Origin of the sequence: Rhizobium sp. M10 (genome assembly GCF_002531955.1) — a bacterium.
GTDB lineage: Bacteria > Pseudomonadota > Alphaproteobacteria > Rhizobiales > Rhizobiaceae > Rhizobium > Rhizobium etli_C.
This window is the reverse complement of record NZ_NWTA01000006.1, coordinates 296,128-312,486: the sequence shown is the minus strand read 5'-3', so window position 1 is coordinate 312,486 and position 16,359 is coordinate 296,128. Positions and strand designations below refer to the sequence as shown.

Here is a 16,359-nt window from a genome sequence, read left to right as displayed (position 1 = left end):
AATTCATATTCCATTAGAGAATTAATCTTCTTGACTTGCCCGGCGTTGACAACCATCTTGTCCACCGCAAGTGTCGTATTTGACACTACGCGCTTGCGGGAGGAAGTAAAGCCGATAGAGCGCCGAACAGGTCCTGCGCAGCCGGAACGGCTGCCGCGAACTGGATGCCGGCGCGCGGCTGGGAACGGGAGGAGGCTTTCATGGCGATAAGGACTATCCACGCATTGGGCATCGGGCTGGCAATCTCCTTGGCGGCGAGCGTCGCAATGCCCGCCTACGCTGCCGAGGACAAGCTGACGGTTGTGGTAACCGACGAACCGAAGTCGCTGGATCCCTGCGACACCGATCTTTCGGGAAACTCCCGCATCCTGCACAACAATATCACTGAGGCGCTGGTCAACCTCAGCCCGCAGGACGGATCCGTCGTTCCAAGCCTTGCCACCGGCTGGCGACAGGTCGATGAGCTGACCTGGGAGTTCAAGCTGCGCGAGGGCGTGGCGTTCCATGACGGCAAGCCGTTCGATTCCGACGCAGTCGTCGCCGCCGTCAAGCGGGCTCAAGACCCGGCACTGGCATGCGAAGTCGGACTGGCCACCTTGAAGGGCGTCAAGCTCAACGCACAGGCCGCCGATCCGACGACCGTCCTCATCAAAACCGACGTCGTCGAACCGATCCTGCCGAACAAGATGTCTGCCGTCGACATTGGTTCACCGGCGACCCCGAACGACGGCAAGACGCGCAGCCCGGCCGGAACGGGGCCTTACAAGCTGGAAGCATGGACGCCAGGCCAGTCCGTAACGCTCACGGCCTATGACGGCTATTGGGGCGATAAGCCGGCGGTCAAAAACGCGACGATCATCTGGCGTGCCGAATCCGCCGTTCGTGCGGCAATGGTGGAGACCGGCGAAGCGCAGATCGCCTATGAGATCGCGCCGCAGGACGGCACGACCGAACAGGACCAGGCCTTTCCGAACGCCGAAACTTCGCTGTTGAGGATCGATGCCCAGGTGGCGCCGCTCGACGACAAACGCGTGCGCGAAGCGCTCAATCTCGCCATCGACCGGGACGGCCTCGTCGGAACCATTTTCCATGGGGACGCCCAGAAGGCGATGCAGGTCGTGCCGCCTTCCGTGTTCGGCTTCAATCCCGACATTCCCGTCTGGACCTATGATCCGGAAAAGGCGAAGTCGCTGCTTGCTGCTGCCAAGGCCGATGGCGTGCCGGTCGAGAAGGAGATCGTCATCTACGGTCGCATCGGCATCTATCCCAACTCCTCCGAAAGCCTGGAGGCCGTTCAGGCGATGCTGGCGGATGCCGGTTTCAATGCGCGGCTTGAAATGCTCGAGACCAGCCCGTGGCTGAAACGGCTTCTGAAGCCGTGGGACAAGGATCGTCAGCCGTCCATCCTGCAGACGCAGATCGACAATGCCGAGGGAGACGCCGTGTTCACTCTGCCCAACCGCTTCACCACCGACGGCAATCAGGCGACAATTGCCGACCCCAAGCTCGACAAGCTGATCGCCGATGGTTCGAAGGCAACCGGCGACGAGCGCAAGACGCTATTCCAGGAAGCTTTCCGATACATCGCCGTCGATGCGGTCAATATCGCGCCGCTCTTCCACATGGTCTCGATTGCCCGCGTCGCAAAGGACGTGAACTACACCCCCGATGTGCAGGCCGGCAACGAGATCAAGCTGAAGTCGATCAGCTATCGCTGATCGCAACCTCTGTCGCCTGAGGAGAGCGGATGTCCCTCACCTATTTCCTGAGACGTGCAGCCTTCGCGGCGCTGGCGCTTGCGGCGCTGATGACGTCCGCCTTCTTCCTCGTGAGGCTGACGGGTGATCCCGTCAATCTCTACCTACCTGTCGACGCCTCGGATGCGGCGCGTGAAGCCATGCGCGTCCGCCTTGGGCTCGATCGTTCACTTCTCGCCCAGTTCTTCGATTGGGGCTGGGATATGCTCAGTCTCGATTTCGGGATGTCCCTCTGGCACCATCGCCCAGCCATGGAGGTGGTGCTGGAAGCGTTGCCGAATACATTGGCGCTCGGCGCCATCGCCTTGGCACTCGCCTTTGCCGCCGCGATCGTCGTCGGCTCGATTGCGGCGGTGAATGCCGGCGGCTGGGTCGACCGGGGCGTCAATCTCCTGTCGCAGGCGGCCGCCAGCGTACCCGATTTCTGGCTCGGCCTGATGGGCGTGCTTCTGTTTGCGGTCACCTTCCGAATTCTGCCGACGTCAGGCTTCGGCGGTCCCGTCTACTGGGTGTTGCCGGTCGCCTGCCTGTTTGCCCGACCTTTCGGAACGCTGGTGCAGATCATCCGCGGCTCGATGATCGAAGCACTGAACGCAACATTCGTCCGCACGGCCCGCGCCAAGGGTGCCCGCGACGGACGCGTCACCTTCGTGCACGCCCTTCGCAACGCGCTCCTTCCGGCAGTCACGGTGACCGGCGATCTCGCCGCGCAGTTCGCCGGCGGCGGCGGTGTCGTCGAAGTGGTCTTCGGCTTTCCCGGCATCGGCAAACTTCTGATCGACGGCATCCTGAAACGCGATTTCGCGATCGTTCAGGCATCGATCTTTGCCGTCGCCGTCGTCATCTTCTTCATCAACATCCTGATCGACATGCTCTATGCCTCGATCGATCCGCGCGTGAGGGTCGAATGACCGACACATCCGCCGAGTTCCTCCCCGCCCGAGAGCGCCGCGGCCGGCGCATCCTCTGGCTCATGCGGGCGCTTTCGGGTGACCCGATGGCGGTGGCGGCAACCATCTGGCTGCTGATTGTCGTTCTTGCCATTGCCGCCGACAGCCTTTCGCTCCTCGGCGAGAACCGCATCTCGCTCAAGGCACGCAACCTGCCGCCCTTCAGCTTCGGGCAGTCCTGGACCTTGTGGCTGGGCGCCGACGCGCTCGGACGCCCTCTCCTCGTCCGTCTCATCGAGGCGGCATCGACGACGATCGGGATCGCTCTCGCCACGGTATTGACGAGCCTGGCCGGCGGGACGCTGCTCGGCGTCGTCGCCGGCTATTTCGGCGGCTTCGTCGGCAGCCTCATCATGCGGATCTGCGACATTATCCTCGGCTTCCCGACGCTGCTGGTCGCCTTGTTCGGCCTCTATCTATTCGGCCCGAGCGTCAGCAACCTCGTGATCGTGCTCGCCGTGACCCGCATGCCGGCCTATATCCGCGTTGCAAGGGCCGAAACGCTGGAGGTCCGCGAGAGGCTTTTCGTCGATGCGGCGCGCGTCTTCGGCGGTGGACCAGCCTGGATCCTGCGCACGCACATTCTCCCGAGCGTTGCGCCGACAATGCTGACGCTCGCCTCCGTCAATCTTGCCATGGTCATGCTGTTCGAATCCGGGCTCAGCTATCTCGGACTTGGCATCCAGCCGCCTTCGGTCAGCTGGGGCCTGATGGTCGCCCAGGGCCAGGGCTACCTGTCCTCCGCCTGGTGGCTCAGCTTCTTCCCCGGCCTCGCCGTCATGTTCACCACCATGTCCTTCAACCTTCTCGCCAACTGGTTCCGGATCGTCAATGATCCGTCGCAGCACTGGCGGCTTGTCAGCCGGAGGCGCTGATGGCCCTTCTCGACGTCAAGGACCTTCAGGTCAGCTTCGACACGGCTGCCGGCCGCATCCTCGCCCTCAACGGCGTTTCCTTTTCGCTTGAGCGCGGCGAGGTTCTGGCGCTTCTGGGAGAAAGCGGCTCGGGAAAGTCGGTGACCGCCTCGGCCATCATGGACCTCGTTCCCAACCCGCCCGGCGCCATCGACCGCGGATCCATCCGCTTCGAGGGCACCGAGTTGCTGCAACTTCCACGCAACGAGCGGCGTGATCTCTGCGGCGACCGCATCGCCCTGATCTTTCAGGACGCGCTGGCGTCGCTCAATCCGGTCTATCCGGTCGGCTGGCAGATCGCCGAGATGTTCCGCATCCATGGGCGCAAGCCGGAAGGCGGTGTGGAAAATGCGGTGATCGGCCTGCTGACGGCGATCGGCATTCCCGACCCCGAACGGCGCGCCAGGCAATATCCGCACGAGTTTTCGGGCGGCATGCGCCAGCGCATCATGATCGCCATGGCCGTGGCGCTCGAACCCGACATCATCATTGCCGACGAGCCGACGACGGCGCTCGACGTTACGATCCAGGCGCAGGTGGTCGAGCTGCTCCGCACGATTCGCGAACGCAGCAATGCCGGCATGATCTTCATCACCCATGATCTCGGCGTGGTGGCCGAGCTCGCAGACCGTGTCGCGGTCATGTATGCCGGCCGCATCGTCGAAACCGCCAGCGTCTTCGAACTCTTCGAGGATGCCCGGCATCCCTACAGCGTCGGGCTGCTTGCCTCGCAGCCGCGCATCGACACCGACGAGGACGAACTGATCCCGATCCCCGGCTCGGCCCCTAATCCTGTCGCCCTGCCGTCCGGCTGTGCCTTCAGGACACGCTGTCCGCGCGCCGAGGGCGTCTGCGCCGAGCTGGCGCCTCGTCTTGAAACCGTCGGGCCAGGCCGCCAGGCCGCCTGCCACTTCCCGGTAGCGCCAGCATGAGCGACCCTCTTCTCAAAGTGCAAAATCTCTCCCGGCATTTCGGCAGTGGCGCAACGGCGGTACGCGCCGTCGATGACGTCAGCTTCGACATCGCCCATGGAGAAACGGTCGGCCTCGTCGGCGAAAGCGGATGCGGCAAGACCTCGCTGGTACGCACACTCCTGAAGCTCGGACCGGCAACGAGCGGCAGCGTCCTGCTCGACGGCGTCGAGACCACCGAGGCGAGCGGCCGCCAGTTGCATGATCTGCGCCGAAAGATGCAGGTCGTCTTCCAGGACCCTTACCAGTCGCTCAATCCGCGCCTGCGGGTCGACCGGTTGATTGCCGAACCTTGGGCGCTGCACCCCGGCGTCCTGCCCAAATCTCGGTGGCGGGAAGAGACGGTCAAGCTGCTCGAATCCGTCGGATTGCGCGCCGAACATGCGGAGCGCTATCCCTCCGAATTTTCGGGAGGCCAGCGTCAGCGGCTCGGCATTGCGCGCGCCCTAACGCTCGATCCGACGCTCCTCGTCTGTGACGAGCCGGTCTCGGCCCTCGACGTCTCGGTCCAGGCGCAGGTCGTCAATCTGCTCGCCAGGCTGAGGCGCGAGCGCAATCTGGCGATGCTGTTCGTCGCCCATGATCTTGCCGTCGTGCGGCATGTCTCGGACCGGGTGATGGTCATGTATCTCGGCAAAATCATTGAAACAGGACCGAAACATTCGATCTTCAGCGCGCCGGCCCATCCCTACACCCAGGCCCTGATGTCGGCGGTCCCGACACCGGATCCGCGGCTTCGCGGACAACGCAGCCGCATCGTTCTGAAAGGCGACCTGCCAAGCCCCGTCGATCCGCCGAGCGGATGCCGGTTTCGAACGCGCTGCTGGAAGGCGACATCGATCTGCGCGGAACAGGAGCCGGCCTTGACGAACAGGACGGCAGCCCCGGGCCTGCTGACCGCCTGCCATCACGCCGATCCGGCTTTTTCCACGACCGCCGGCTGACTACCGGAGCACCCAGGCTTCTCTTGCGAGGAAGCCATGTCCACGCCGGTCACCGTAGCTGCAGAGCCAAAGTAAGGAGCGCGGCGAAAACCATGAGGACGCCGTAAGGTATCTTCCGGCTTGCCCGGATTTCCTCGATGCGCATGAAAAAGGCGAGATGTGCGACGCGCAACGGTACCGGCAGACGCAGGATCAGGAGCGTCATGATGCCGAGGACGAGGAGCAAAAACGAAAACGGCAGCATTCCGTGCCATCCGACAAAAAGGCCGATCGGCAGGAAAAGCTTGGCGTCTCCTGCGCCAAACAGCCGGAACGCCCACAGCACCACTCCAAGCATGAACATCAGCAGACCGGCCCCGACGTCGCCTCCAATTCCGCTTGAAGCAAAGAGTGCCGCGCCGACATCCTCGGAGCCAAGCATCACGGCCACCGCGCGCAGTGCATAAAGTGTCACGAGCGCAAGCACGATCGTGTTGGGGATCTTCCAGGTGCGGAAATCGGTCCAGGCGGCATAGAGAAAAAGTAATACTGATAGTGAGTTAATAAAAACGGCCATTTGCGACATAGGAATCAACCTTTTGGGCTATGATTGGCTACCACGTAACTTCGATTTTCACTCAACTTCGGCAAAATCAGCCGGTTTTTACCGCCTATCCCTGGGCTTTCGTCTTAACCATAAGTATAAATCTCAATTCGTGCGGGTATAAAACAATTGACTAAATTAGAATTAACAGACTATTAATATTCCCAGTCGACGAGGCGGTCTCGACGACAAGGTGGCCGGGGGGATTTACGGCGCACAACTTACCTGGGAGGTAATTCTCGATGAAAGCATTTGTAAACAGCGTACGCGCTTTCGCGCGGGAAGAAGATGGGGTCGCACTCACGGAATACCTCATTCTGCTCGCCTTGCTGGTTGGCGGCGTGATCACGGCGGTGACGTTGGCCGGCACCAACCTGGCTGCCGTTTGGACGGCATGGGCAGGATGGTTCACCACCGAGCTGGCCGTCCCGGCCTGATATTTGGCGCTCGAAGAAGCGAGGGGTTTTTGTTAACCCCTCTCTTCTAAATTAGCATCAATGAATGGATGTATTCCGTTCAGTGTAGTGAGTAACCGTGATGCGTTCTTCAACGATTTTAAGCCTCGTCATTGCGTTTGTGTTCGCGGCAGCAGCAGTTTTCGGTATGCGCGAGTATCTGTCCGATCAGAAGGCCCGACTGCTGGCGATGAACGGTATGAAGGCCGAGGAACGGACACTCGTCGTCGCCGCCAAGCCAATGCGCTTCGGCGACCGGATCCGATCCGAAAATCTCAGGGCCATTCCGTGGCCCTCCAACGAAACACCCGCAGGCTCCTTCGTCAGCATCGAGGCGGTTGTCGGCAACGAAGCCCAGCCGCGTTATGCCATGGCGGCGATCGACCCAGGCGAGCCGGTGTTGTCCTCGAAAATCACCGGTACCGGCGAACGCGCCACGCTGTCGGCGGCGCTCGACCAGGGCATGAAGGCGGTCTCCATCCGCGTCAACGACGTGCTCGGCGTGGCCGGCTTCGTCAGGCCCTCCGATCGCGTCGACGTGCTTCTGACGCGGGTCGTGCGCGGGCCGGCAGGCAACGATCAGACCTTCGTCGATGTGCTTTTGCAAGGCGTCAAGGTGCTGGCGGTGGACCAGACGGCAGACGAGCGTAAGGACGAGCCATCCGTCGTCAAAACCGTGACCTTCGAGGTCACGACCGACGAGGCCCAGCGCCTCACGCTCGGCTCCAGCATCGGCACGCTCTCGCTGGCGCTTCGCAATATCGCCTCCTCCTCTGTCGAGCAAACCCGGCCGATCACCGTCGCCGACCTCGGTGGCGGGGCAATGGCGACGGAGCTCGGCAAGGATTTGGAAAAGAATAAGTTGCCAGAACCGGAAAAACAAGTGCAGATTGTGGAACAAAAGGTCGAGCCGGTGTTGCCGGTCGAGCCGAAGTGGGCGACAGTGGGTGTCTGGAACACGACGAAGCGCGAGGAGCACCGAGTCGGCCTGGTCCAGTGATATTTAGGCGGCATGCCGCAAGTGCGGCTAGCCGAATGAGGGGGCTAAAGCAGGCATGGCGAACGGCAAGAGAAGAATCGCAAGGACGAAAAGCCTTGCGGCACTAGCGGCAATGTTTTCGGCCTGTGTGTGTTTAGGGCCCGGATTTGCCGGCTTCGCCACCGCACAGGAAAAGTCCGTCACGCTCGGCAAATCGGTCCAGCATGTGACATTGCCTCCGAACGAGACGCTGACGCTCAATACCGGCCAGCCCTTCGGCGATCTCGTCATCGGCAGCGCCGACATGATCGACGTGGTGCCGCTTTCCGACCGGTCGCTGTTCATTCGCGGCAAGAAGACCGGCGCCACCAATATCTCGGTCTATGGCGACGACAAGTCGCTTCTCGGCGTCATCGACATCCGCGTCGCCAGCGATTTCAGCGAAGTCGCCTCCGCCATTCGCTCTGCCGCGCCCTCGGCCCGGGTCAGGGTGGTCAACTCCAACGATCGCATTCGCCTGGTAGGCGTGGTCCGGGACGGGATCGAATTGCAGCGGGTGCTGGAAATCGCCCAGTCCTATTCCGAGCAGCCGGTGCTGAACCAGTTGCGCGTCAGTGACAGCCAGCAGGTGATGTTGGAGGTTCGTATCATCGAAGCCTCGCGCCAGACGGGTCGTGACCTCGGGATCGGGTGGTCCGGGTACGGCAACAACAACCGCATCGGCAAGGCAACGACCAGCCAGGGTATTACCGTGAACGACAACGGTGGCCTATCCCGTACCCTCCTTGACCCCAAAGGTGCGGCAACAGGTATGCTGCCCTTCGGCCAGTTGATCGCCAAAGTGCTGGAAATCTCGGGCGGCCACATCGACGTGGTCATCAACGCGCTCGAGCAGAAGGGATTGGTGCGCCGCCTGGCGCAGCCGAACCTGATCGCCATGAGCGGCTCGACCGCCAGCTTCCATGCCGGTGGTGAAGTGCCGATCCTGAAGACGACGAATAACGGCTCGACGGTGGCCACCGAGACGGACTATCGCCCCTTCGGTGTGCGGCTGACCTTCAAGCCGGTCGTGCTTGACGACGGCGTCATCAATCTGGAGATCGAGCCTGAAGTTTCCGAGCTTGATCCGTCGATCAACGTCAACGGCAATCCGGGTTTCATTTCGCGCGCTGCCAGCACCACGGTCGCGCTTCGCGACGGCCAGAGCTTTGCTATGGCCGGCCTGCTGCAGTCGATCAATGCCAAGGACATCCAGCAAATGCCGGGCCTCGGGCAGATACCGGTCCTCGGCGCACTGTTCCGTTCGACGAGTTTCCAGAAGAGGGAATCCGACCTCGTTATCGTCGTCACCCCGCACATCGTGCGACCGGCCCGACCGGGTGAGGATCTCTACAGTCCGCTCGATCAGACGCGTTCATCCAACGACGTCGAGCTTTTCGCGCTCGGCGTCATGGAAGTCGACAAGGACATGCTCCGACGCTTTCGCAATGGTGTAGGTGTGACTGGGCCTTATGGTCATCGTCTCGACCTGAACCAGGGAGGCAAAGTCGTTGTTAGAAAACGCTAAGCGGGTCCTTCTCGTCCTTGCAGCCGTCGGCCTCGCTTCGGGCTGCGCCGACTACATGAACAATCGCGACACGATCACCTTCGGGGCCGGCAATGCCGTGGAAGCAAACAAGGCCATCCATATCGAGGACCCCTTCCCGCCGGAAGCCCAGCGAACCCGAATCGCAAGCGACGGCAAGCTGATCCGCAGGGTGGTCACTCAGTATCAGAACGGCGGGCTTGGCGTTGTTCAGCCGTCGCCGGCCACGGGGGCTAATGGGGCGTCCAACGGGGCGACCGCCAGCCAGTAGCTGGCGAAAGGCATGAACGGCGGCAGCGCGCCGGAAGGGAAAATGCACAAAATGGGGTCGTCACGGCAATAGCGCCGTGATGGGGGTATGCCAATGCTGAGCAGGATTGTCAGACGGTTCTGGAACGATCATCGTGGCTATGTCATCGCCTTGACGCTCATCGCCATGCCAATGCTTCTCGGCTTTTCGCTGCTGATCATCGATGTCGGCCGCAGCAGCAACCTGCATACCGATCTCCAGAACGCCGTCGATGCGATGGCGCTGGCCGGAGCCCGTGAACTTGATGGGCGTGACGATGCCATTACCCGGGCGCAGACGGCGATCGAGAAAATCTCCAATAGCGCGGCTTTCTCCGGGGGTGGGACCGGCATGTCGCTCGGCTCGCATATATCAGTGACCTATGACGCCGGAAACGATGCCGGGAGCACGGTCACAGTGCTTTTTCTGAAGGACATCCCGGCCAACGACGACACGCCCATCCCCTCTTCGATGGAAACGACCGTGGCCAGCGAAGCTTCCTATGCCTGGGTCATCGCCAAGCCGCAGGCGATGCAGACGATCTTTCCGATCCCGGTCGGCTTCACCCGCAATACGATCAACGTCGCTGCCGACGCCGTGGCGGTCTACCACGCCAGCGCCTGCGATGTGACGCCGATCTTTATCTGCAATCCGTTCGAGCCAGTGGGGAACACGAGTGAAAGCGCCAGCGAGGATGCAGCGACGGCCTTGCACACCAATTTTGCAGCCGGCAATCTCTATGGGCGACAGATCGAGCTTCACAGCACCGCGGCGTCCAATCCAGGTCCCGGCAATTTCGGGTTCCTCCGGACCCCCTTGGGCAATGGCGCGTCCGTGCTGGCGGAGGCTCTTGCCACCGGCAATCCCGGTACCTGCTACACACAGGACAGCCTCGATACGGAGACCGGCGCAAAGGCGGGGCCTGTTGAGGATGGCGTGAATACCCGCTTCGGCTTTTACTCCTCATCGTTCAACAAGGTGAACGGAGATTATCGTTACCGGCCTGCCCAAAACATACGTTCGGCTCAATCGATCAGCGGCAAGGGAAAAAACAGCTGCGATGGCTACGATCCTGTCATGGTCGGAGATGTTGTCGGCGATGCGACCAAGGCTCTGCCGCTAGGCTACGGAGCGTCCATGACCTCGCTTGGTGGCGGCAAGATCAGCAGCGGCAACAATTGGCAGTACAACACCTATTGGAATGTCGCGCAGGGAACGGCTGTGCCCTCGGTGAGCACGGTTCTCAGCAACTACTCCAGTTATCCCCCGCAGGCGACCGGAACACCGAGCCAACCCTCCGCTTACGATGTTTATCGTTACGAGCTTGCAACCCCGTCTTTCATCAGCCATGCCTCGGCCAATGGAGAGACCGGAACACCGGCAACGGGCGGCCAGTGCTATAGCGGCCCGGATCTTTCGAACTATACGGCGGCCGAATTTGGTGATCGCCGCGAGATCTTCTCGGCCATTGTCAATTGCGGCTATGAAGCCTCGGTCGGCCACCTGAACGGTCACAAGGCCACGCGCGCCGTGGCCTTCGCGCGCATGTTCCTGACCAAGCCGGCGATAAAGGCCGCCAGCGAACGATACCTTTCCCTGGAGATGATCGACATCACCGGCAAGGGTGGCCGCGGTACGCTGGACGAATTCCTGCGGGAAGAAGCGGAGCTGGTCAGATGATGGCGCTCCGCAATTTTATCCGGCATCGGCTTTGCCTCGGCTTCTGGCGCCGGGAGGAAGGCGCAGTGCTTGCCGAAGCGCTGCTCGCAATCCCCTTTGTGACGCTCTTTGCGGCGGGGATACTGGAGTTTGGCAGCATCTTCTGGCAGCGCATGCAGATCGACGCAGGCTTGCGCGATGCCGGGCGTTACCTCTCGCGATGCCGACCGGCGTCGGGAACCTATGTGCCGACATGTAATCAGACGACTGCGAAGACGATCGCCTTTTACGGAACGCAAACACCCGCGGCAGACGCTGCACCCCGCGTTCCCGACTGGAAGGACCCTGCCGACATCACCATCACTGCACCCGACGCGGACGGCAACATTACCCTTTCGACTGCTCACCTCTACAAGAGTTCGCCGGTGTTCGGCTTTCTCGGAATCGATGCCATCACGATCAGTTCCTTCCATGAAGAGAGATACATCGGATGGTGATCTCTAGGGCAATCAAGTCATTCTGGCAGGATAGCAGTGGTGCCAGCCTCGTCGAAGCCCTGCTGACCTTTCCGATCGTCATGCTGGTATTCGCCGCCTTCATCGAGTTCGGCTATGCCATGTCGCAGTGGAACCAGACGGTCAAGGCACTGCAATATGGTGCCCGTTTGGCCGCGGTATCCGATCCGCTGACGACGAATTTCGATGCCGTTTTCCCGATCGAAGCTGCCGATCCACTCAACAACGGCAAAGCGGCGCCGAACGATGCAACAATATCCTCGACCTGCGGACCGGCCCTTGCGAACTGCACGGCGGCATTGAACCGGATCGTTCGGGGAAGCGACGGCCTTTGCCAAGCAGGAACTGATCCGTACCCCGGCATTTGCGATCTCAACTGGCGCATCCAGCCGCAGAACCTGATGGTCACCTATCAGCGATCTGGGCTCGGCTATTGGGGACGGCCGGACGGACCCGTGCTGACGATGCGGCTGGAGGTGCGCGACATCACCTTCGATCTGCCGATCCTCGGCGGCCTGTTGGGACTGAACGATATCACCGTCCCGGCTCATCCGGTGACGATCACGACGGAAGACCTGAAGACCTGTTCAACCTGCTGACCCCTTGTTACGCGTAGGAAAGCGAAAATGACAGCTCACATGAACATTGCCGCATCCACCAAGATTCTGGTCCTCTCGGACGACGCGGCGGCAGCGAGCTTCATGCTCGATACCTTCGGATCGCTTTCGCGTTACGATGTCCGCCATCTCTCGTTGAAGGCGCTCGGAGAAAAAGGCAGGTTCGATCCGACGCAGTTCGACCTGATCGTTCTCGACCTCGACAAGGGCGAATTGCTGCACCATCCGGAAGTCTTCGCATTTCGCACCAGCTATCGGGACATCCCGCTTGTCGTCGTTTCCGAAAATCTGCCGGACGACATGCTGCGGCTGCTCTTCCGCCTGAACGGCAATGACTGGCTGAAGAAGCCGCTCGAGCGGCGCGCACTGATCGACATGATTTCCACCCATGCGCCAGGCACGGGGGCGAGCGACAGCCGAGTGCACGCCGTGGTCTCGGCCGTCGGCGGCGCCGGCGCCAGCATGATCGCCGCATCGCTCGCGCATGTGCTGGCCCAGCCGACCAAGAATTCCACGCCGCGGGTGGACTTGTTCGACGCGGATTTCTGCGCCGGGATGCTTGGCTACTATCTCAACCTTGTCAACGACTACGACTTAAAACCGGTCATCGCCAATCCTTCCCGGGTCGATCTGGAATTCATCGATCTGGTCAGAAAGCGTCATCCGGGAGGCTTTTCACTGCTGTCCTTCAAGCAGCCATCAGTCCTTCTGACGCCGAAGGGCGGTGAACTCGTGCTGCGCATGCTCGACGTGGCCGCCTTCGAGAGCGACCACACGGTCATCGACATTCCCTATTATGACACGCCGTGGAAATACGACGTGCTCACTTCGGTCAACAGCATCTGCATCGTCACCGAGATGACGGTCCCCGCGCTTTCTCAGGCCAAGGATTTGTTTGCCACTCTGGTACGGCTGCGCGGCAGTTCGGAGCAGATATTCATCGTCATCAACAAATACCGCGCCAAGCTTTTCGGGCTCGGCGTGCGCCGGCAACAAACGGAGAAGATATTCAAGGATATCCCGACGCATGTCATTGCGGATGACTGGGATACGTTGAGCGAGGCGGCCAACCGTGGCGTGCTGCCATTTCAAGTGAATTCCCGGGCGCGCTTCTGCGGTGCGGTCGGCAAACTCGGAGCCCTGGTGCGATGAAGGCGATCGACAGTGGGCGCATAAGGTCCCGCGCTGCCGATGTGGGCCTAGTGGTTTTGGCAATTCTGGCCGCTGTCGGCGATGCCGCGGCAGGCGGGCTTGTGCCACGCAGCCTCGGGCCGACGACTAGCGCCGCGGTGACGATCGAAAAGAACTATGCGCCGGGGACAATCGTCATCGTCAGCGGCAATCGTACGCTGGATCTCGTCATCTCCGAAGGACACGCGATCCGCTACAAAATCGGCGTCGGACGAGACGGATTTCGCTGGAGCGGTACCGTCAAGGTTGGACGCAAGGCTGAGTGGCCTGACTGGCGCCCGCCTGCCGAGATGAAGGCGCGCTCAGCTGGACTTCCGGACCTGGTGCCTGCCGGGCCGCTCAATCCATTGGGCGCTCGCGGGATCTATCTCTACAAGGACAGGGCCGACACGCTCTACCGCATTCATGGAACGAACGAGCAGTCGACGGTCGGCGGTTTTGCGTCATCGGGCTGTTTTCGCATGAGCAATGCCGACGTCATCGATCTCTACGAGAGGGTGAAAGTCGGTTCCACGGTCATTGTAAAATAGTTCAGGGGTGGGAAGCATGGCGAACGGCATCATGGGGCGTTTCTACAAGCAGCAGGAACCTGAAAGCCGGGAACATCTGGAGGCGGCCGACCCGTCTCCAGTCGGCGCTGTTCAGAACATGCCTGTCCAACCGGCCCCTGGCAGCGCCACGGCGAGTGGCGAAGAGGCTTCGCTCGGGGCGGACATGGTGTCCGAGCGGGTCAATCTGCACCGCTACCTGCTCGATCGCATCAACCTCGGGATCCTCGACACGCTCGACAACGAGGAGATCGCCACCGAAATCAGGCCATTGGTCAAGGACTATATCCGGAGCAACAACTTTCCGCTGAATGCCAAGGAAATCAATGATCTGATCCGCGATATCACCGACGAGATGCTGGGGCTCGGACCGATCGAGCCGCTGCTGGCCGACGACAGCATCGCCGATATTCTCATCAACGGCTACAACAGCGTCTATGTCGAGCGGAGCGGCAAGCTCGAGGGCACCGCGGTGCGGTTCAAAGACGAGGACCATCTGCTTCGGGTGATCAACAAGATCGTCTCGGCGGTTGGCCGCCGCGTCGACGAGTCAACGCCGATGGTTGACGCCCGCCTCAAGGATGGCTCACGTGTCAACGTCGCCATCAGGCCGATCTCGGTCGATGGACCGCTCGTTTCCATTCGAAAATTCACCCGCAAGCCGCTGACAATGGAACGCCTCGTGCAATATGGCGCCATGGCCGATGCGATGCGCATCCTTCTCAGCGCCGCGGTCAAGGGCAAGGTGTCCATGGTGATTTCCGGCGGCACCGGTTCCGGCAAGACCACCTTGCTCAACGCTCTCTCGTCGCAGATTTCTCCAAAGGAGCGGCTGATCACCATCGAGGATGCGGCCGAGCTTCAACTGCAGCAGCCACATGTCGGACGTTTGGAAACCCGACCGCCAACGCTCGACGGACGCAACGAGATCCGCCAGCGCGAGCTTTTGAAAAACGCCCTGCGCATGCGTCCCGACCGCATCATCGTCGGCGAAGTCCGCGGCGACGAGGCGTTCGACATGCTGCAGGCGATGAATACCGGTCACGAGGGGTCGATGACGACGATTCACGCCAACACGCCCCGCGACGCTGTCGGTCGGCTTGAGCAGATGGTCGGCATGGCCGGGATGCCGATGTCGCAGTTGAGCATTCGCTCGCAGATTTCGTCCGCCATCACCGTCATCGTGCAGGTCCAGCGCCTGAGCGACGGCAGCCGCAAAGTTGTCTCGATTTCCGAGATCACCGGCATGGAGGGCGAAGTCGTGCAGATGCAGGAGATTATGAAATTCAAGAAAATCGGCACCGATGAAGGCGGGCGGATCCATGGAGAATTCCGCGCCACCGGCATTCGGCCGCGGTTTGTCGAGGAATTTGCCGAACTCGGGATCGAGATCCCCGTGGCGATTTTTGATCCCGGTAAACCGCTGCAAACGGGACCTGTTCAATGATCCTCACTCTGCTTTACGCTGCCGTTTTCACTGCTGCCCTTGTTGCTGTCGAAGCGATCATGCGCGGCTACTTCAAGACATCCGAACGCCACCGCGCTGTGAACCATCGGCTGAGCTTGCTCGAGGTCAGCGATGATCATCGTAAGACCTATAGCGATATGCTCAAGGAGCGCGGCGTCGCCGGCAGTTGGCGGCAAATCCCCGCGATGCAGCGACTGCTGCAATTCTACGCCCAGTCGGGAATCAAGTTCGATGCCAGGCGATTTGCTCTCTTCACAATCGCGGGCGCACTCTTAACGTGGCTGGTCGTTCAGTTTCTCGTGCCGAGCACTCTGTTTAGAGTACCCGTCTTTCTCCTGATCTGCCTCCTCATCCCTGCACTCGTCGTCTGGCGCGCCCGGGCGCGCCGCATGAAAAAATTCGAACTGAAGCTTCCTGAAGCGCTCGATGTCGCCAATCGCAGCTTGGCCGCCGGCCACCCGCTGCCGGCGGCGATTGCCTTGGTGGGACGCGAGATGCCTGATCCGATCGGCACCGAGTTCGGCCTCCTCTCGGATGAACTCACCTACGGCGTGACGCTGGACGATGCCCTTGTCAACTTGGCGGACCGGGTCGGCGTCGAGGATCTGAACCTGCTTGCGATATCGCTGAGCGTACAGGCGGGAACCGGCGGAAATCTGGTGGAGATCTTGCAGAACCTTTCGAAGACGCTGCGGGACCGGACAATGCTCAGGGCAAAGGTCAGGGCAATTTCCTCGGAAGGACGCATCACGGCGATCTTCATGTCGGTCTATCCGTTTCTGCTCTACGCGATGATCAAGGCGTTGTCGCCGACCTACTTCGATCCTGTCTGGGACAGCGGCCACGGAGCCGCCGTGGTGTGCGTTTTGCTGGCCATCATGGCGATCGGGAATGTCATTCTCTACAAGATGGTCAACTTTGAGTACTGAGGCGG

Annotated in this window: 17 protein-coding genes; 16 read left to right on the top strand and 1 reads right to left on the bottom strand. The window is 61.2% G+C overall.

The window, feature by feature from the left end:
- Positions 1 to 200 precede the first annotated feature (200 nt).
- From CO671_RS12945 to CO671_RS12925, 5 genes are read left to right on the top strand one after another with little or no spacing between them, the layout of a single operon-like run.
- The gene (locus CO671_RS12945; protein ID WP_097606318.1) at positions 201 to 1,718 is read left to right on the top strand and encodes an ABC transporter substrate-binding protein; all 1,518 of its coding nucleotides are present in this window, start codon (positions 201 to 203) and stop codon (positions 1,716 to 1,718) included.
- A gap of 29 nt (positions 1,719 to 1,747) precedes the next feature.
- Positions 1,748 to 2,668, top strand: coding sequence for an ABC transporter permease (locus tag CO671_RS12940; RefSeq protein WP_097606251.1), 921 nt, complete (start codon positions 1,748 to 1,750; stop codon positions 2,666 to 2,668).
- Complete coding sequence (locus CO671_RS12935) at positions 2,665 to 3,582, top strand: ABC transporter permease (protein ID WP_097606250.1); 918 nt, start codon at positions 2,665 to 2,667, stop codon at positions 3,580 to 3,582. Before CO671_RS12940 ends, CO671_RS12935 begins: the two co-directional genes overlap by 4 nt.
- Positions 3,582 to 4,553 (top strand): ABC transporter ATP-binding protein, encoded by a 972-nt coding sequence (locus CO671_RS12930; protein ID WP_097606249.1) that lies wholly within the window; start codon positions 3,582 to 3,584, stop codon positions 4,551 to 4,553. The genes CO671_RS12935 and CO671_RS12930 overlap by 1 nt, the downstream gene beginning before the upstream one ends.
- Positions 4,550 to 5,536 (top strand): oligopeptide/dipeptide ABC transporter ATP-binding protein, encoded by a 987-nt coding sequence (locus CO671_RS12925; RefSeq protein WP_097606248.1) that lies wholly within the window; start codon positions 4,550 to 4,552, stop codon positions 5,534 to 5,536. The genes CO671_RS12930 and CO671_RS12925 overlap by 4 nt, the downstream gene beginning before the upstream one ends.
- 49 nt (positions 5,537 to 5,585) lie before the next feature.
- Here the strand turns inward: CO671_RS12925 and CO671_RS12920 are convergent, their stop codons facing one another.
- A complete protein-coding gene (locus CO671_RS12920; protein ID WP_097606247.1) occupies positions 5,586 to 6,101 on the bottom strand; it encodes a prepilin peptidase in 516 nt (171 codons plus the stop codon).
- Positions 6,102 to 6,361: 260 nt separating this feature from the next.
- Here CO671_RS12920 and CO671_RS12915 point away from each other — a divergent pair, with 260 nt between their 5' ends.
- The 11 genes from CO671_RS12915 (at position 6,362) to CO671_RS12865 (ending at position 16,354) form a co-directional block, all read left to right on the top strand.
- A complete protein-coding gene (locus CO671_RS12915) occupies positions 6,362 to 6,556 on the top strand; it encodes a hypothetical protein (protein WP_040112809.1) in 195 nt (64 codons plus the stop codon).
- 100 nt (positions 6,557 to 6,656) lie between these two features.
- Entirely contained in the window at positions 6,657 to 7,574 is a 918-nt protein-coding gene (gene cpaB, locus CO671_RS12910; RefSeq protein WP_097606246.1) for a Flp pilus assembly protein CpaB, read from the top strand.
- Between the two features lie 55 nt (positions 7,575 to 7,629).
- Positions 7,630 to 9,120, top strand: coding sequence for a type II and III secretion system protein family protein (locus tag CO671_RS12905; protein WP_097606245.1), 1,491 nt, complete (start codon positions 7,630 to 7,632; stop codon positions 9,118 to 9,120).
- Positions 9,104 to 9,409 (top strand): hypothetical protein, encoded by a 306-nt coding sequence (locus CO671_RS12900; protein ID WP_097606244.1) that lies wholly within the window; start codon positions 9,104 to 9,106, stop codon positions 9,407 to 9,409. Before CO671_RS12905 ends, CO671_RS12900 begins: the two co-directional genes overlap by 17 nt.
- 93 nt (positions 9,410 to 9,502) lie before the next feature.
- Entirely contained in the window at positions 9,503 to 11,107 is a 1,605-nt protein-coding gene (locus CO671_RS12895) for a TadE/TadG family type IV pilus assembly protein (RefSeq protein ID WP_097606243.1), read from the top strand.
- The gene (locus CO671_RS12890) at positions 11,104 to 11,583 is read left to right on the top strand and encodes a TadE/TadG family type IV pilus assembly protein (RefSeq protein ID WP_097606242.1); all 480 of its coding nucleotides are present in this window, start codon (positions 11,104 to 11,106) and stop codon (positions 11,581 to 11,583) included. The genes CO671_RS12895 and CO671_RS12890 overlap by 4 nt, the downstream gene beginning before the upstream one ends.
- A complete protein-coding gene (locus CO671_RS12885) occupies positions 11,577 to 12,200 on the top strand; it encodes a TadE/TadG family type IV pilus assembly protein (protein ID WP_097606241.1) in 624 nt (207 codons plus the stop codon). The genes CO671_RS12890 and CO671_RS12885 overlap by 7 nt, the downstream gene beginning before the upstream one ends.
- A 27-nt stretch (positions 12,201 to 12,227) precedes the next feature.
- Positions 12,228 to 13,370, top strand: a complete 1,143-nt coding sequence (locus CO671_RS12880) for a pilus assembly protein (RefSeq protein ID WP_097606240.1) — start codon at positions 12,228 to 12,230, stop codon at positions 13,368 to 13,370.
- Entirely contained in the window at positions 13,367 to 13,939 is a 573-nt protein-coding gene (locus CO671_RS12875) for a L,D-transpeptidase (protein WP_097606239.1), read from the top strand. The genes CO671_RS12880 and CO671_RS12875 overlap by 4 nt, the downstream gene beginning before the upstream one ends.
- 16 nt (positions 13,940 to 13,955) lie before the next feature.
- Positions 13,956 to 15,404, top strand: a complete 1,449-nt coding sequence (locus CO671_RS12870; RefSeq protein WP_097606238.1) for a CpaF family protein — start codon at positions 13,956 to 13,958, stop codon at positions 15,402 to 15,404.
- The gene (locus CO671_RS12865) at positions 15,401 to 16,354 is read left to right on the top strand and encodes a type II secretion system F family protein (protein WP_097606237.1); all 954 of its coding nucleotides are present in this window, start codon (positions 15,401 to 15,403) and stop codon (positions 16,352 to 16,354) included. The genes CO671_RS12870 and CO671_RS12865 overlap by 4 nt, the downstream gene beginning before the upstream one ends.
- The last annotated feature ends 5 nt before the right edge of the window (positions 16,355 to 16,359 follow it).

What these genes read in the sequence shown, in the direction of transcription:
- CO671_RS12880 (WP_097606240.1), top strand. Translation starts at nt 12,228, where the DNA reads ATGACAGCTCACATGAACATTGCCGCATCCACCAAGATTCTGGTCCTC.
- CO671_RS12945 (WP_097606318.1), top strand. Translation starts at nt 201, where the DNA reads ATGGCGATAAGGACTATCCACGCATTGGGCATCGGGCTGGCAATCTCC.
- CO671_RS12940 (WP_097606251.1), top strand. Translation starts at nt 1,748, where the DNA reads ATGTCCCTCACCTATTTCCTGAGACGTGCAGCCTTCGCGGCGCTGGCG.
- CO671_RS12930 (WP_097606249.1), top strand. Translation starts at nt 3,582, where the DNA reads ATGGCCCTTCTCGACGTCAAGGACCTTCAGGTCAGCTTCGACACGGCT.
- CO671_RS12905 (WP_097606245.1), top strand. Translation starts at nt 7,630, where the DNA reads ATGGCGAACGGCAAGAGAAGAATCGCAAGGACGAAAAGCCTTGCGGCA.
- CO671_RS12865 (WP_097606237.1), top strand. Translation starts at nt 15,401, where the DNA reads ATGATCCTCACTCTGCTTTACGCTGCCGTTTTCACTGCTGCCCTTGTT.
- CO671_RS12925 (WP_097606248.1), top strand. Translation starts at nt 4,550, where the DNA reads ATGAGCGACCCTCTTCTCAAAGTGCAAAATCTCTCCCGGCATTTCGGC.
- CO671_RS12920 (WP_097606247.1), bottom strand. Translation starts at nt 6,101, where the DNA reads ATGTCGCAAATGGCCGTTTTTATTAACTCACTATCAGTATTACTTTTT.
- CO671_RS12915 (WP_040112809.1), top strand. Translation starts at nt 6,362, where the DNA reads ATGAAAGCATTTGTAAACAGCGTACGCGCTTTCGCGCGGGAAGAAGAT.
- CO671_RS12895 (WP_097606243.1), top strand. Translation starts at nt 9,503, where the DNA reads ATGCTGAGCAGGATTGTCAGACGGTTCTGGAACGATCATCGTGGCTAT.
- CO671_RS12885 (WP_097606241.1), top strand. Translation starts at nt 11,577, where the DNA reads ATGGTGATCTCTAGGGCAATCAAGTCATTCTGGCAGGATAGCAGTGGT.
- CO671_RS12875 (WP_097606239.1), top strand. Translation starts at nt 13,367, where the DNA reads ATGAAGGCGATCGACAGTGGGCGCATAAGGTCCCGCGCTGCCGATGTG.
- CO671_RS12890 (WP_097606242.1), top strand. Translation starts at nt 11,104, where the DNA reads ATGATGGCGCTCCGCAATTTTATCCGGCATCGGCTTTGCCTCGGCTTC.
- cpaB (WP_097606246.1), top strand. Translation starts at nt 6,657, where the DNA reads ATGCGTTCTTCAACGATTTTAAGCCTCGTCATTGCGTTTGTGTTCGCG.
- CO671_RS12870 (WP_097606238.1), top strand. Translation starts at nt 13,956, where the DNA reads ATGGCGAACGGCATCATGGGGCGTTTCTACAAGCAGCAGGAACCTGAA.
- CO671_RS12935 (WP_097606250.1), top strand. Translation starts at nt 2,665, where the DNA reads ATGACCGACACATCCGCCGAGTTCCTCCCCGCCCGAGAGCGCCGCGGC.